Annotated in this window: 11 protein-coding genes; 8 read left to right on the top strand and 3 right to left on the bottom strand. The window is 68.7% G+C overall.

All coding sequences use genetic code 11. The features are described 5' to 3' along the window. Window positions 1-5: 5 nt before the first annotated feature. Window positions 6-623 carry a DUF7158 domain-containing protein gene (locus AC5Y30_RS11150; RefSeq protein ID WP_499918178.1) on the bottom strand — a complete coding sequence of 206 codons (618 nt, stop codon included), beginning with the start codon at window positions 621-623 and terminating at the stop codon, window positions 6-8. Then, complete coding sequence (locus AC5Y30_RS11145) at window positions 620-4,801, bottom strand: glycoside hydrolase family 38 N-terminal domain-containing protein (RefSeq protein WP_499918177.1); 4,182 nt, start codon at window positions 4,799-4,801, stop codon at window positions 620-622. Before AC5Y30_RS11145 ends, AC5Y30_RS11150 begins: the two co-directional genes overlap by 4 nt. A 78-nt stretch (window positions 4,802-4,879) precedes the next feature. Between AC5Y30_RS11145 and AC5Y30_RS11140 the strand changes: the two genes are divergently transcribed. The 8 genes from AC5Y30_RS11140 (at window position 4,880) to AC5Y30_RS11105 (ending at window position 12,751) form a co-directional block, all read left to right on the top strand. After that, complete coding sequence (locus AC5Y30_RS11140; RefSeq protein ID WP_499918267.1) at window positions 4,880-5,473, top strand: DinB family protein; 594 nt, start codon at window positions 4,880-4,882, stop codon at window positions 5,471-5,473. Between the two features lie 41 nt (window positions 5,474-5,514). After that, window positions 5,515-6,861, top strand: a complete 1,347-nt coding sequence (locus AC5Y30_RS11135) for an ABC1 kinase family protein (protein ID WP_499918176.1) — start codon at window positions 5,515-5,517, stop codon at window positions 6,859-6,861. Then, the gene (locus AC5Y30_RS11130; protein WP_499918175.1) at window positions 6,861-7,766 is read left to right on the top strand and encodes an alpha/beta fold hydrolase; all 906 of its coding nucleotides are present in this window, start codon (window positions 6,861-6,863) and stop codon (window positions 7,764-7,766) included. Before AC5Y30_RS11135 ends, AC5Y30_RS11130 begins: the two co-directional genes overlap by 1 nt. Before the next feature lie 88 nt (window positions 7,767-7,854). After that, the gene (locus tag AC5Y30_RS11125) at window positions 7,855-8,715 is read left to right on the top strand and encodes a cyclopropane mycolic acid synthase family methyltransferase (RefSeq protein ID WP_499918174.1); all 861 of its coding nucleotides are present in this window, start codon (window positions 7,855-7,857) and stop codon (window positions 8,713-8,715) included. Between the two features lie 124 nt (window positions 8,716-8,839). Further along, window positions 8,840-9,706, top strand: a complete 867-nt coding sequence (mmaA2, locus tag AC5Y30_RS11120) for a cyclopropane mycolic acid synthase MmaA2 (protein WP_499918266.1) — start codon at window positions 8,840-8,842, stop codon at window positions 9,704-9,706. A 148-nt stretch (window positions 9,707-9,854) separates the two neighbouring features. Continuing rightward, the gene (gene mmaA4, locus AC5Y30_RS11115; RefSeq protein WP_499918173.1) at window positions 9,855-10,751 is read left to right on the top strand and encodes a hydroxymycolate synthase MmaA4; all 897 of its coding nucleotides are present in this window, start codon (window positions 9,855-9,857) and stop codon (window positions 10,749-10,751) included. An 80-nt stretch (window positions 10,752-10,831) separates the two neighbouring features. Then, the gene (locus tag AC5Y30_RS11110) at window positions 10,832-11,530 is read left to right on the top strand and encodes a YciI family protein (protein ID WP_499918172.1); all 699 of its coding nucleotides are present in this window, start codon (window positions 10,832-10,834) and stop codon (window positions 11,528-11,530) included. A 3-nt stretch (window positions 11,531-11,533) separates the two neighbouring features. Further along, window positions 11,534-12,751 (top strand): RNA polymerase sigma factor, encoded by a 1,218-nt coding sequence (locus tag AC5Y30_RS11105; RefSeq protein ID WP_499918171.1) that lies wholly within the window; start codon window positions 11,534-11,536, stop codon window positions 12,749-12,751. Here the strand turns inward: AC5Y30_RS11105 and rplA are convergent. Next, entirely contained in the window at window positions 12,748-13,455 is a 708-nt protein-coding gene (gene rplA, locus AC5Y30_RS11100; protein ID WP_499918170.1) for a 50S ribosomal protein L1, read from the bottom strand. The two genes, AC5Y30_RS11105 and rplA, sit on opposite strands and share 4 nt — an antisense overlap. Window positions 13,456-13,508 lie beyond the last annotated feature (53 nt).

Genomic DNA, 13,508 nt, shown 5'->3' with positions numbered 1-13,508 from the left:
GGCGTTCAGTGCCGGTGGGTGTTGTCGGGTTGGCGAGGGTCGCCGGGATGCTCGTAGCCGGGTGCCAGCTCCACCAGCGCGGCGCGGCGCGCGTCCAGCCACAGCCGGAAGGCCCGCCGTCGCGCGGCGCCGCGCAGCTGCTCTTCGATGGCCGATCGCACCTCGTCCAGCGGTGGTGCCGCGGACGCCGTTGTGCGCCAGCCATGTTCGCGCTGTTGCGGCGTGGCGAAGCGCAGCGGGTTGCGGGCGTGGTAGGCGGCCACCTCGGTGTCGGCAACCCGCACCTCGGCGGTGACCTCGGCGAACAGCGCGCGGGCACGCGGATCGGCCAGCGCGGCGGCGGCGACGCTGCCAAGCTCCAGCCGGGCGGCCACGTCGGGCAGCAACTCGGCCTCGGATGGCGCGCCGAGTCCGCGCAGCCCGCGCGCGGCCGCCTCCGCGGCGACCACCCGCTCGGTGACGATCAGCTGGGTCAGCCAGCGCCGCAGTTGACGGCCCTCGCTGGTGCCGCTGGCCGGCAGGCCGCCCGCGCCGCGTGAGCCGCGCAGCCGCGCTTCGGCGGCGTCGAGCACGCCAGGCGCAACGGGCACGCCGGCAACGATCGCTATCGGCCGCACGCTCATGTCACCGTCACCTTCACCGCCGGCGAGTAGACCAGTCGGCCCGCGCAGCCGATCCGCACCAGCGCCCACCACTGGCCGGGTTCGAGCCAGGCCGGCGGTGTCAGCTGGAAGCCTAGGTCGACGGTGGAGCGGGCCGGTAGCACCGCGCCGAGCGCGCCGGGACCGATCCATTCCCAGGTGCCCCACGGGCTGATCAGGTGCGCCTCGAGATTCAGGCCGGCGCCGGCGTGGCTGCCGACCGTGACGGTCAGGGTGCCCGCTTCGCCGGCTCGCAGCGCGACCTCGGCGGGACCGTCGGCCAGGTAGACGAGCTCATCGGCTGCCTCGCCCACCGTCACCACGCACACATCCTCAACGGGCTGGCGCCACGACGGCGGGACCTCGTCGCCGGTGACGCGCAGTTCGGCTCGGATCGGGTAAACGCCGGGTTCGGCGCGCGCCGGGACGGAGACCAGCACGTCGGTGTGCAGGTGGTCACCGCTCGGCAGGGTGAAGGGCAGTTCGGCGGGCCGGGCCGTCCAGCCGTCCGGACACCGCAAAGTGACCGTGCCGTGCAGCGTGGCGTCGGTGCTGTCGCTGGCCGCGGTCAGGCGCAACGTCACCTCGCCGCCGGCCTGCCCGGTCACCCGTGGCGGGTGCAGGTGGGCGACCGCCGGCAGCCCGCCGAGCGGCGCGGGGCCGCGATTGTGCAGCCAGTACCGCGCGTACAGCGGCTGCGCGGCCTCGACGTTCGGGGCCAGGTCGGGGGCGCCGGTCGCGGCGCGGGTCGCGCCGAAGCGGGCCAGCACGGTCGCCACCTGGTAGCCGTGCAGCCCGACCGAGGACACGCGTTCGGGGTGCGTTTCCAGCAGATCGGCGCGCCGCAGGTCACGCACCGTCGCGACGTCGGAGTCGATGACGACGTCGGCGCCCGCCCCGGTGGTCTCCACCAAGCGCAGGGCGACCTCGTTCGGGTCCAGCGGCGCCGCGCTGCCCGCGGCCAGTGGGTTTCCGGCTGCCTTGAGGGCGGCCAGCTGTACCGATTCGGCGGGCTCGACGCGCAGCAGCGACCCGGCCGGCGGCAGCGCGGTCCCCGGTCGGCCCGATGCGACGGCGAGCAGTGGCTGGGAGAACTGCGCGCTGCGGGCCGGGATCTCGGCCCGCCGCCAGTCGCCGGCCCCGCTGACCAACGCGTAGTCGAAGGTGTGGGTCCAGTGCTGCAGGCCGAAGTTGGACCCGTCCGGCGCGGTGCGCCGCGGGTCGTCGATCCAGATGCCCGACGGCCAGCCGGTGCAGGAACGCATCAGCGCGGTGTGCAGCGTGCCCTCGGTGTCGACGGCGAAGCTGGGCACCCCGCGGTTGAGCAGGGCGACGGTGCGGTCCTCGAAAACGCCTGTCCCCGAGGGTGCGTGCTGCGACACGGTGATCTCGGCGTCGCCGAGGTCGTCGACGACGGCGGCGATGGCGGCCCGCAGGTCGGCCTCGTCGTGGCCGTCGATGACTAGAACTGGCAGCGCGCGCGTCGCGCGCAGGTCGGCGTCGGGCACCCACACGGCGTTCAGCGGCGTCTCGGCCGGCACCCAAACTCGGGCCCGACCGGTCGTCGCCAACTGGCGCTTCAGTTCTGCGGCGTGGGCCGGAGCCCCGGCCAGCACGGCCGCGGCGAAGGCGTTGCGCGCGGGCCCGCCCAGCGCGATGCGGACGTCGGGCAGGTTCGAATCGACCTCGAGGTTGCCGTAGCGCGGCTTGGCCGCGGAGCTGCAGGTGGCCGTGACGCCGGCGCGGACCAGCGCGACCATCAGCTCGCGGGCCAGCGGACCGGACACCGCCTCGGCCGGCGACACCACCTCGGCGACCGAGATCGCCCGCACGCCGGTGCCCGATACCCGGACCCGGGCCGCCGAGGACAGGCCGAACCAGCCGTACGCCGGGTTGTCCAGGGTCCAGAGGTGCTGGGCGGTGTCCACCGAGCGGGGGCCGCCGGGGGTGGGGTGCAGCAGCGCAAACCCGCGGCCGACGACGGCGTCGCCCACCTCGCTGACCGGCATGGCGCCCGGCACCGGGCACGGCCAGCGCAGCCGCACCAGCTGGTCGGCGCCGGTGAACTCGTCGATCGTGGTGCGGCACTCCACCCGCGCGACGCCGTGCCACAGGGTCAGGGTTTGGGTGTAGCGCAGCAGCGTGCCGATCCGACCGTGCATCACCACTCGCTGGCCCAGCGGCCCATGAAAGGCCTGCACCCGCGCGGGGCTTTCGGCCGAGCACACCACCGGCCCCTTGGGCAGCAGATGCCACGGGCCTTCGCCCTGGCTCGGGTGCGCCGGATACTCCTCGTAGACGGCGAGCTCGTTGCCCACCCGCCCGTCGGCGATCAGCTCGCATCCGTCCTGGATCAGCGAGGCGACTCCGCCGCCGCGCGCCGGGTCGACCTCGACGCGGTAGTGCTCGTTGCAGATCGCCGTTCCCACCACCGGTTCCCAGCCGGCCGGATCGCCCCCTGCGCCGGGCACCAGCCGATACGCCCGCCAGCCCAGCGACGGCACGTCGCGCGCCAACCAGCTGATCGACCGGCCGCCGTGCTCGACGTGGGCGGCCAGCTCGACACCATCGGCGCCGAGCACCCGAACCCGCGCGCCCAGGGACGGGTCGAGGCGCACGGTGACGACGTCGGTTCGCGGGCAGGTCAGCGGGCTCCACACCACCACGTCGCCGTCGACCGCGTTGGACAACACCGCCAGCGCGCGGTCGCGGGCCGTGCCGCCGAGCTCCCACGCGTCGCGCCATCCGGTCAGCAGGTCGAGGTACACCTGGTCGGATTCCGAGCCGGTGATGGCGTCGTGGTGTGCGCCGTAGACCAGCTGCACCCAGGCCTTGGCCAGGGCGGCCTGCGGGTACGCGGCGCCGGTCAGCAGCCCGGCGAACACCGCGAAGCGCTCGGCCGCCAGCACGGCGTCCTCGGCGGCCCGGTTGGCCTGCTTGGTGTCGATGTAGGAGACGTCCTTGCCGGTGTAGATCGGGTTCATGTCCCGGGTCTGGGGCGATGGTTCTCCAGGCGCGCAGCGCCCATCCGTCAGTTCGGCACGCACCGCCGCGAAGAACTCGCACGGCAGCCCGCACACGAACCGCGGCCAGGTGTAGCGGGCGGCCCAGTCGCGGTGGATCTCGGTGACCCACTTGTTGGGCGGGGTGTAGTCGGTGCCGACCGGTAGCAGCACATTGCGGGTGAGGGCGACCTTTTTGAGCTGAGCGAAAAGGTCGTACGTGGCGCTCTCGGCCTCGCCCAGCGACGCCGCGGAGTCCATCCACCAGCCCGCCGAGTAGTGCGCCGGCATGTAATGCGTCAGCAGCCCGCGGCCCGATGGCGAGATCCACTCGAACTCGCTGCAGAACTGCATCCGCTCGACATCGCCGCCGCCCAGCGCCGGACCCCACTGGTGGTGCGGGCCCCTGGCCCACGAACTCGACGTCAGCCCCGCGTCGGCGGCCATCCCGGGGAATTGCGGATCGTGGCCGAACACGTCCAGCTGCCACGCGGTGGCCGGGTTGGCGCCCAGGACGTTCCGCTGAAAACCCATGCCGTGCACCAGGTTACGAATCGTCGTCTCGGGACTGGTGAGGTTGGTGTTGGGTTCGTTGTAGGTGCCGCCCATCACCTCGACGCGGCCCTGGCCGATGAACCGGCGCAGGTCGGCCCGGTCCTCGGGCCGGGTGTCCCAGTACGGCTTGAGGTAGTCGACCTCGGCCAGCACGAACTTGTAGTCGGGATCGCGGCGCGCCATCTCCAGATGCGCACGCACCAGGTCGAAGCCGTTCCGTTGACGGGCTCGTCCCGGCGGATCCTCGGCCCACTCGCTGGTGTACGCGCCCTGGGTGTTCCACCACACCGGGTCGTAGTGGAAGTGGCTGACCATGAACATCGTCCAGCCGGGCTCGGCCACGGTGAACTCGAACGGCAGCCGCTGGCCACCGGCGTGCACCCGCGCGGAGCGGCGCTGCCCGACGACGCCCTCCTGCACGGTCACCGCGACCTCGACGACCTCGCGCCCGGGTTCGGCGACCGCCTCGCCGAGCAGGCCGTGGCCGTCGACGCGGACCGGCGTCTGGTCCGCACACTCGGCAACGGTGACGCGGACCAACTGCAGCGGCGCATGCGGTGGCCCGACGAACAGCTCGGTCGACTCGGCCTTCGTCAGTTGCATGCCGAAACCACCTGCATCCCCGAACCTTACGGCGCGTCGAGCCCCTAGGATCGATCAATGCCCGCCCTCGCCCCGCCGGTGGCCGACGAACGCAGCGCCCTCCGCGAATTCCTGGCGTACCACCAGAGCGCCTATTTCGCGGTCAGCCATGGCCTCACCGACGACCAGGCCCGATCCACGCCCTCGGTCAGCGCGCTGTCGATCGGCGGCCTGGTCAAGCACGCCACCGGGATGCAACGCAGCTGGATGGCGCGCGTGGCCGCGGCACCGGACGCGCCGCCGAAGGACCCGCGCCCGTTCGAGCAGATCGCCGCGGAGTTCGGCGATCAGCACGTGATGCGGCCCGACGAGACGCTGGCCGGGCTGCTGGGGGCGTTCGAGGCGCAGAACGCGACGTCGCTGCGGCTGGTGGAGACCGCCGACCTGGACGCCGCGGTGCCGGTTCCGCAGGACATCCCGTGGTTTCCCAAGGATCAGCGGGCCTGGTCGGTGCGCTGGGTGATCCTGCACGTGATCAACGAGCTGGCCCGGCATGCCGGGCACGCCGACATCATCCGGGAGACGATCGACGGCGCCACCATGTACGAGCTGATCGCCGCGCGGGAAGGCTGGGCGATCGAGGGCTGGGTGCAGCCCTGGAAAAGCGGGGAAAGCGGTGGCCGCCCGCGTTAGAGGATTGGGATTCATCCGTGCCGGTTTGGCACACTGCACTGATGAGCTCTACCAAACATCGAGAGGGAGCCAAGCTCGACCGGGTGCCGCTCCCGGTCGAAGCGGCCCGGGTGGCCGCGACGGGTTGGCAGGTCACCCGCACCGGCGCTCGCATCCTCACCAAGCTGCCGGGTAGGGGTCCGTGGCAGCAGAAGGTGATCAAGCAGCTGCCGCAGACCTTCGCCGACCTGGGACCGACGTACGTCAAGTTCGGACAGATCATCGCGTCCAGCCCCGGAGCGTTCGGCGAATCCCTGTCCCGCGAGTTCCGCGGCCTGCTCGACCGGGTGCCGCCCGCCGACTCCGGCGAGGTGCACAAGCTCATCGTCGAAGACCTGGGCGGCGACCCGTCGGAGTTGTTCGCCGAATGGGACGAGACGCCGTTCGCGTCGGCGTCCATCGCCCAGGTGCACTACGCCACCCTGCACACCGGCGAGCAGGTGGTGGTCAAGATCCAGCGACCGGGGATCCGACGCCGGGTCGCGGCCGACCTGCAGATCCTCAAGCGTTTCGCGCAGGCCGTCGAATTGGCCAAGCTGGGCCGGCGGCTCTCGGCGCAAGACGTGGTCGCCGACTTCTCCGACAACCTGGCCGAGGAGTTGAACTTCCGGCTGGAGGCACAGTCGATGGAGGCCTGGGTGTCGCACCTGCACCCCTCCCCACTGGGCAAGAACATCCGGGTGCCGCAGGTGTTCTGGGATTTCACCAGCGACCGGGTGCTGACGATGGAGCGGGTGCAGGGCATCCGGATCGACGACGTCGCGGCCATCCGCAAGGCCGGGTTCGACGGTGTCGAGCTGGTCAAGGCGCTGCTCTTCTCGCTGTTCGAGGGCGGGTTGCGGCACGGGTTGTTCCACGGCGACCTGCACGCAGGCAACCTCTATGTCGACGATCAGGGCCGCATCGTCTTCTTCGATTTCGGCATCATGGGCCGCATCGATCCCCGCACCCGCTGGCTGCTGCGCGAGCTGGTGTACGCGCTGCTGGTCAAGAAGGACCACGCCGCGGCGGGCAAGATCGTGGTGTTGATGGGCGCCGTCGGCACCATGAAGCCCGAGGCCGAGGCCGCCAAGGACCTGGAAAAATTCGCGACCCCGCTGACCATGCAGACGCTCGGCGACATGTCCTACGCGGACATCGGCCGGCAGTTGTCGGCGCTGGCCGACGCCTACGACGTCAAGCTCCCCCGCGAGCTGGTGCTGATCGGCAAGCAATTCCTCTATGTCGAGCGGTACATGAAGCTGCTGGCGCCCAGGTGGCAGATGATGTCGGATCCGCAACTGACGGGCTATTTCGCGAACTTCATGGTCGAAGTCAGCCGCGAGCACTCCTCGGACGTCGAGGTCTGATGGAGGTCCGCGCCGGGAACGCCACATCGGGCGACTTGAAGCTGTACTACGAGGACATGGGCGACATCGACGACCCGCCCGTGCTGCTGATCATGGGGCTGGGCGCCCAGCTGCTGCTGTGGCGAACCGCGTTCTGCGAGAAGCTGGTCGGGCACCGGCTGCGCGTCATCCGGTACGACAACCGCGACGTCGGCCTTTCGAGCAAGACCCAGCGTCGCAGCTCGGGGCAGCCGCTGGTGATGCGCTTGGTCCGCTCCTTTCTGGGGCTGCCGAGCAAAGCGGCGTACAAGCTCGAGGACATGGCCGACGACGCCGCGGCCGTGCTCGATCACCTGGGCATCGAGCAGGCGCACATCGTGGGCGCTTCGATGGGCGGGATGATCGCCCAGATTTTCGCCGGGCGATTCCAGGAGCGGACGAAGACCCTGGGAATCATCTTCTCCAGCAACAATTCGGCGTTCTTGCCACCGCCCGGGCCTCGCCAATTGCTGGCGCTCATCAAGGGACCGGCGCCGAGTTCGCCGCGCGACGTGATCATCGACAATGCCATTCGCGTCAGCAAGATCATCGGCAGCCCGCGGTACCCGGCTCCCGAGGAGCAGCTGCGGGCCGAGGCCATCGAAAGCTACGAACGCAGCTACTACCCGTGGGGCGTCGCCCGGCATTTCGACGCGGTGCTGGGCAGCGGCAGCCTGCGTGGCTACAACCGCCAGACCACCGCGCCCACCGTGGTGATCCACGGCCGGGCCGACAAGCTGATGCGCCCCTCCGGTGGGCGCGCCGTGGCGCGGGCGATCGATGGGGCCCGACTGGTGACATACGACGGCATGGGTCATGATCTTCCACAGCAGTTGTGGGATCAGGTGATCGGCGTGCTAGCGGAAAACATCAACGAGGCGCGCTAGCCAAAAACATTTGGTAGAAACACATCCCCGCGATTTCCGGTCCGTGTCGCAGGGTTGTACGGTTGGCACAGAAGGGCGGGTGTCGCTAATGGCAAAGCTGAAGCCGTATTACGAAGAATCGCAGGCAACCTACGACATTTCGGACGACTTCTTCGCACTGTTCCTCGACCCGAACATGGTGTACACCTGCGCCTACTTCAAAAACGACGACATGACCCTGGAAGAGGCGCAACTCGCCAAGATCGATCTGGCGCTGGACAAGATGAAACTCGAGCCCGGGATGACGGTGCTCGACGTCGGATGCGGCTGGGGCGGCGCCGTGGTGCGGGCGGTGGAGAAGTACGACGTGAATGTCATCGGCATCACGTTGAGCCGCAACCACTACGCGCGCACCAAAGCTCGGCTGGCGGCGATCCCGACGACGCGGCGCACCGAGGCCCGTTTGCAGGGCTGGGAAGAATTCGACGAGCAGGTCGATCGGATCGTCAGTTTCGAGGCCTTCGACGCATTCAAGAAAGAACGCTGGCCGACGTTCTGGGATTGGGCCTATAAAACCCTTCCCGAAGGCAGCCGAATGCTGATGCATAGCATTTTCACGCATCCGCAGAACTACTGGCACGAGCACGGCATCACGATCACGATGTCGGATCTGCGATTCCTGCGCTTCCTCGGCAAGGAAATCTTCCCCGGCGGACACATGTGCGGCGAGCCCGATATCGTCGACAATTCCCGGAACAGCGGATTCACACTCGAGCACACCCAGTACCTGCAGCCGCATTATGCGCGGACACTCGACACGTGGGCGGCCAACCTGGCGGCGAATCGCGAACGCGCCATCGCCATCCAGTCCGAAGAGGTCTACGACCGCTTCATGCGCTATCTGACCGGCTGCGCGGAGCTGTTCCGCAAAGGCATCTCCAACGTGGCCCAGTACACGCTCACCAAATAGCGCCAGGCCGGCGCATCCGGGCCGGGGCTGACTGAACCGAACTGTTCGCGGCTTCGTAACAGGGGTATACAGAGCAGAACGCTTGCCTGCCAGAGGGGGGCCAGGAAGAAAGGCGCGCAGGCTGATGGCTGCCAAAAATCTCACGCCGCACTTCGAGGACGTGCAGGCGCACTACGACCTATCGGACGATTTTTTCCGCCTGTTTCTCGATCCCACCCGGACCTACAGCTGCGCGTTCTTCGCCCGCGACGACATGACGCTGGAAGAGGCACAGCTCGCCAAGATCGACCTGGCGCTGGGGAAGCTGGGGCTGCGGCCCGGCATGACGCTGCTCGACGTGGGCTGCGGGTGGGGCGCCACCATGCGCCGGGCGATCGAAAAGTATGACGTCAACGTCATCGGGCTGACCCTGTCGAAGAACCAGGCGGCGCACGTTCAGCAGTCGCTCGATCAGGTGGACAGCCCGCGTGACAGGCGGGTGTTTCTCAAGGGTTGGGAGCAGTTCGAGGAGCCCGTCGACCGCATCGTGTCGATCGGGGCATTCGAGCACTTCGGCCGCGACCGCTACGACGGTTTCTTCGCGATGGCCCACAACGTCATGCCCGACGAAGGCGTAATGCTGCTGCACACTATCACCGGGCTGACGAAGCAGGAAACCATCGACCGGGGCTTGCCGATATCCCTCCGGCTGCTTCGCTTTCTCAAGTTCATCCAGACCGAGATTTTCCCCGGCGGCCAGTTGCCGTCCATCGAGATGGTGGAGGAGCACTCGTCGAAGGCGGGCTTCACGCTCACCCGCCGCCAGTCGCTTCAGCAGCACTACGCCAGAACCCTCGACCTGTGGGCCGAGGCCCTGCTTGCGCACAAGGACGAGGCCATCGAAGTGCAGTCCGAGGAAGTCTACGAGCGCTACCTCAAGTATCTGACCGGCTGCGCGAAGTTATTCCGGGCCGGCTACGTCGACGTCAACCAGTTCACCCTCGAAAAGTAGACTGCTATCCGCGGCCGGGACCGCGACGCGCACGTGCACCCTTGCGAATTCACGCCTCGACATTGGGTATCGTTGCAGGTCACGTGCGACCCCGGCGGTGGTGCGCGGATCGCAGGAAGTGCACCTCATCGGAGAGAACAGGACGAAAATGGCTGAGCAACCGACTAGCCCGACGAAGACGCGGACGCGTTCGGAGGACATCCAGGCGCATTACGACGTCTCCGACGACTTCTTCGGCCTCTTCCAGGACCCGTCCCGGATCTACAGCTGCGCGTACTTCGAGCGCGACGACATGAGCCTGGAAGAGGCCCAGTACGCCAAGATCGACCTCAACCTGGACAAATTGGACCTCAAGCCGGGCATGACCCTGCTCGACATCGGCTGCGGGTGGGGCACCACCATGAAGCGCGCCGTCGAGCGGTTCGACGTCAACGTCATCGGCCTGACGCTGTCCAAGAACCAGCACGCCCGCGCCGAAGCGTTGCTCGGTTCGATCGACACCGACCGCTCACGCCAGGTCCGCCTGCAGAACTGGGAAGACTTCAACGAGCCCGTCGACCGCATCGTGTCGATCGAGGCCTTCGAGCACTTCGGCCACGAGAACTACGACGACTTCTTCAAGCGGACGTTCGACATCATGCCCGAGGACGGCCGGATGACCGTTCAAAGCAGCGTCAGCTATCACCCGTATGACCTGGCGGCGCGCGGCAAGAAGCTGAGCTTCGAGACCGCGCGGTTCATCAAGTTCATCGTCACCGAGATCTTCCCGGGGGGCCGGCTGCCGTCCACCCAGATGATGGTCGACCACGGCGAGAAGGCGGGATTTGTTGTCCCCGAACCGCTTTCACTGCGCCCGCACTACATCAAGACATTGCACATCTGGGGCGACACGCTCGAGTCGAACCGGGACAAGGCGATCGAGGTCACCTCGGAAGAGGTCTACAACCGCTACATCAAGTATCTGCGCGGCTGCGAGCACTACTTCGGCGACGAGATGCTCGACGTCAGCCTGGTGACCTACCTCAAGCCGGGAGCTGCCGCCTAGCTGTCGGATCGGCGCTGCGGCGTTCGTCGAATAGGTAGAGAGTGGAGCACGGGCTCCGCTCACGACCGGAGGTGACGACCATGCAGTACTTCGCGCTGTTGATCAGCCAAGAACAAGACCGCACACCCGACGATGCGGCCGCCGCGATGGCGGAATGGGAGAACTTCCACGCCAAAGCCGGCTCCGCGATCAAATCCGGAGATGCGCTGGCTTCCGCCGCCGAAGCGGTGCTCATCACCGGCGGTCCGGATGCCCCGGTGGTCACCGACGGGCCCTTCGCCGAGACCGCCGAGGTGGCCTGCGGCTATTACGTGTTCGAAGCGGAAAACCTCGACGAGGCGCTGGCACTGGCGCGCGACATCCCGCTCGCCGCGTTCGGGGCCGTGGAGGTGTGGCCAGCCGTTCATTCGATCGAGCTGTCGCGCAAGCTCACCGGCAACGACTGGCTCGCGCTGCTGCTGGAGCCGCCCGCCACCGCCCACACGCCCGGCACACCGGAGTGGGAGGCGGTGGCGGCGAAACACGCCGACCTCCACGCGGCCGCGGGCGATCACATCGTCGGCGGCGCCGCGCTGCACGACCGGTCCACGGCGACGACCGTGCGGGTCCGCGACGGCGAGGTTCTGCTCACCGACGGGCCGTACGTGGAGGGCGCCGAAATCGCCACCGGGATCTACCTACTGGGCGCCGCCGACCGCGACGAGGCCGTCAAGATCGCATCGATGATCCCCGCCTCGGCGGTGCAGGTCCGGCAACTGGCTGGAGTCTCGGCGCTGTAGACCATGGCGAACCTGGACGGCGTCTTCCGCCGGGAATGGGGACCCGCGGTGGCCGCGCTCGCGCGGTGGTCGGGTGACCTCACCGTCGCCGAGGACGCCGTCCAGGAGGCCTGCGCCGAAGCGCTGCGCACCTGGCCGCATGAGGGGATGCCCGCCAACCCGGGCGGCTGGCTCATCACAGTCGGCCGTAACCGGGCCCGGGACCGGCTGCGCCGCGAGTCCGCGCGTCCCGGAAAGGAATTGGCGGCTGTGCTGGACGACATCAGGGCGCGTACCGATCACACCGATCCGCATCCGGTGCGCGACGACGAGTTGCGGATGATGTTCACCTGCGCCCACCCGGCGCTGGATCGGCAATCGCAATTGGCCCTGACGCTGCGGTTGGTGTCCGGGTTGACCGTCGGCGAGATCGCGCGCGCGCTGTTGCAGAGCGAGGCGGCCGTCGGTCAGCGAATCACGCGCGCCAAGAACAAGATTCGGCACGCCAACATCCCGCTGCGGGTGCCGCCGGCCGAGCTGCTGCCCGAGCGCACGCCGCACGTGTTCGGTTGCGTCTATTCGGTGTTCACCGAAGGCTACTGGTCGACCGCTGGCCCGTCGGCCATCCGGGACGACCTGTGCGACGAAGGGATCCGGCTGGGCGCGGAGCTGTGCGCGCTGCTGCCCGACGAGCCGGAGGCGCACGCGCTGTCCGCGCTGATGTTGCTGCACGATTCGCGGCGCGCGACCCGGGTGGACGATTCCGGGATGCTGGTGCCGCTCGAGGACCAGGACCGGCGCCGATGGGACCGGGGGCGCATCTCGCGCGGGCTCGACCGGTTGAAGCGCGCCCAGGGGTCGACGGGCAGTTATCTGCCCCAGGCGGTGATCGCAGCGTTGCATGCCACGGCGCCGTCCTGGGAGCAGACCGACTGGGTGACCATCTGCGCCGCCTACGACCGGCTGTTCGGACTGACCCACTCGCCGGTGGTGGCGGCCAACAGGGCGCTGGCGATCGGATTTCGCGACGGCCCCGATGCCGGCCTGGCCGCCCTGGACAAGGTGGCCCACGATCCGCGGCTGACCCGCTCCAATCTCGTCGCGACCGTGCGCGCCGACCTGCTGCGGCGCGCGGGCAGACCCGCCGATGCCCTCAGGTGGTACCGAGAGGCATTGGAGTCCAATGGATCTGACCCCGGCCGCGCGTTTCTGCGGCGGCGCATAGTCGAGTGCGGGGGTTAGCCCTCAGCGAAGTTGCGGGTGACGGCCGGGTCCACCGGGATACCCGGTCCGGTCGTCGTCGAGACCACGATCTTGCGCAAGTAGCGGCCCTTGGAGGCGGACGGCTTGAGCCGCAGGACCTCGTCCAGCGCGGCGCCGTAGTTCTCGGCCAGGGCCTTCTCGTCGAACGAGGCCTTGCCGATCACGAAGTGCAGGTTGGCCTGCTTGTCGATGCGGAAGTTGATCTTGCCGCCCTTGATGTCGGCGACGGCCTTGGCGACGTCGGGAGTCACCGTGCCCGTCTTGGGGTTCGGCATCAGCCCGCGGGGGCCGAGCACGCGAGCGATGCGACCGACCTTGGCCATCTGGTCCGGGGTTGCGATCGCGGCGTCGAATTCCAGCCAGCCGCCCTGGATCTTCTCGATCAGGTCGTCGCTGCCCACGATGTCGGCGCCGGCGGCCTGGGCCTGCTCGGCCTTGTCACCCACCGCGAACACCGCGACGCGGGCGGTCTTGCCGGTGCCGTGCGGAAGGTTGACCGTGCCGCGGACCATCTGGTCGGCCTTGCGCGGGTCGACGCCAAGCCGGATGGCGACCTCGACGGTCGAGTCCTGCTTGCTCGACGACGTCTCCTTGGCGAGCTTGGCCGCTTCCAGCGGGGTGTAGAGGTTGTCGCGGTCCACCTTTTCGGCGGCGGCGCGGTATGCCTTGCTGTTCTTGCTCATTCATTCATCCAATCGTGTGTTGGGTCGTGGTTGAACGGGCCGAAGCTGGCCCT

Source organism: Mycobacterium sp. NGS27 (assembly GCF_059813005.1).
Note: the sequence above shows the minus strand (reverse complement) of the source record. Positions and strands in the feature narration are given on the sequence as shown.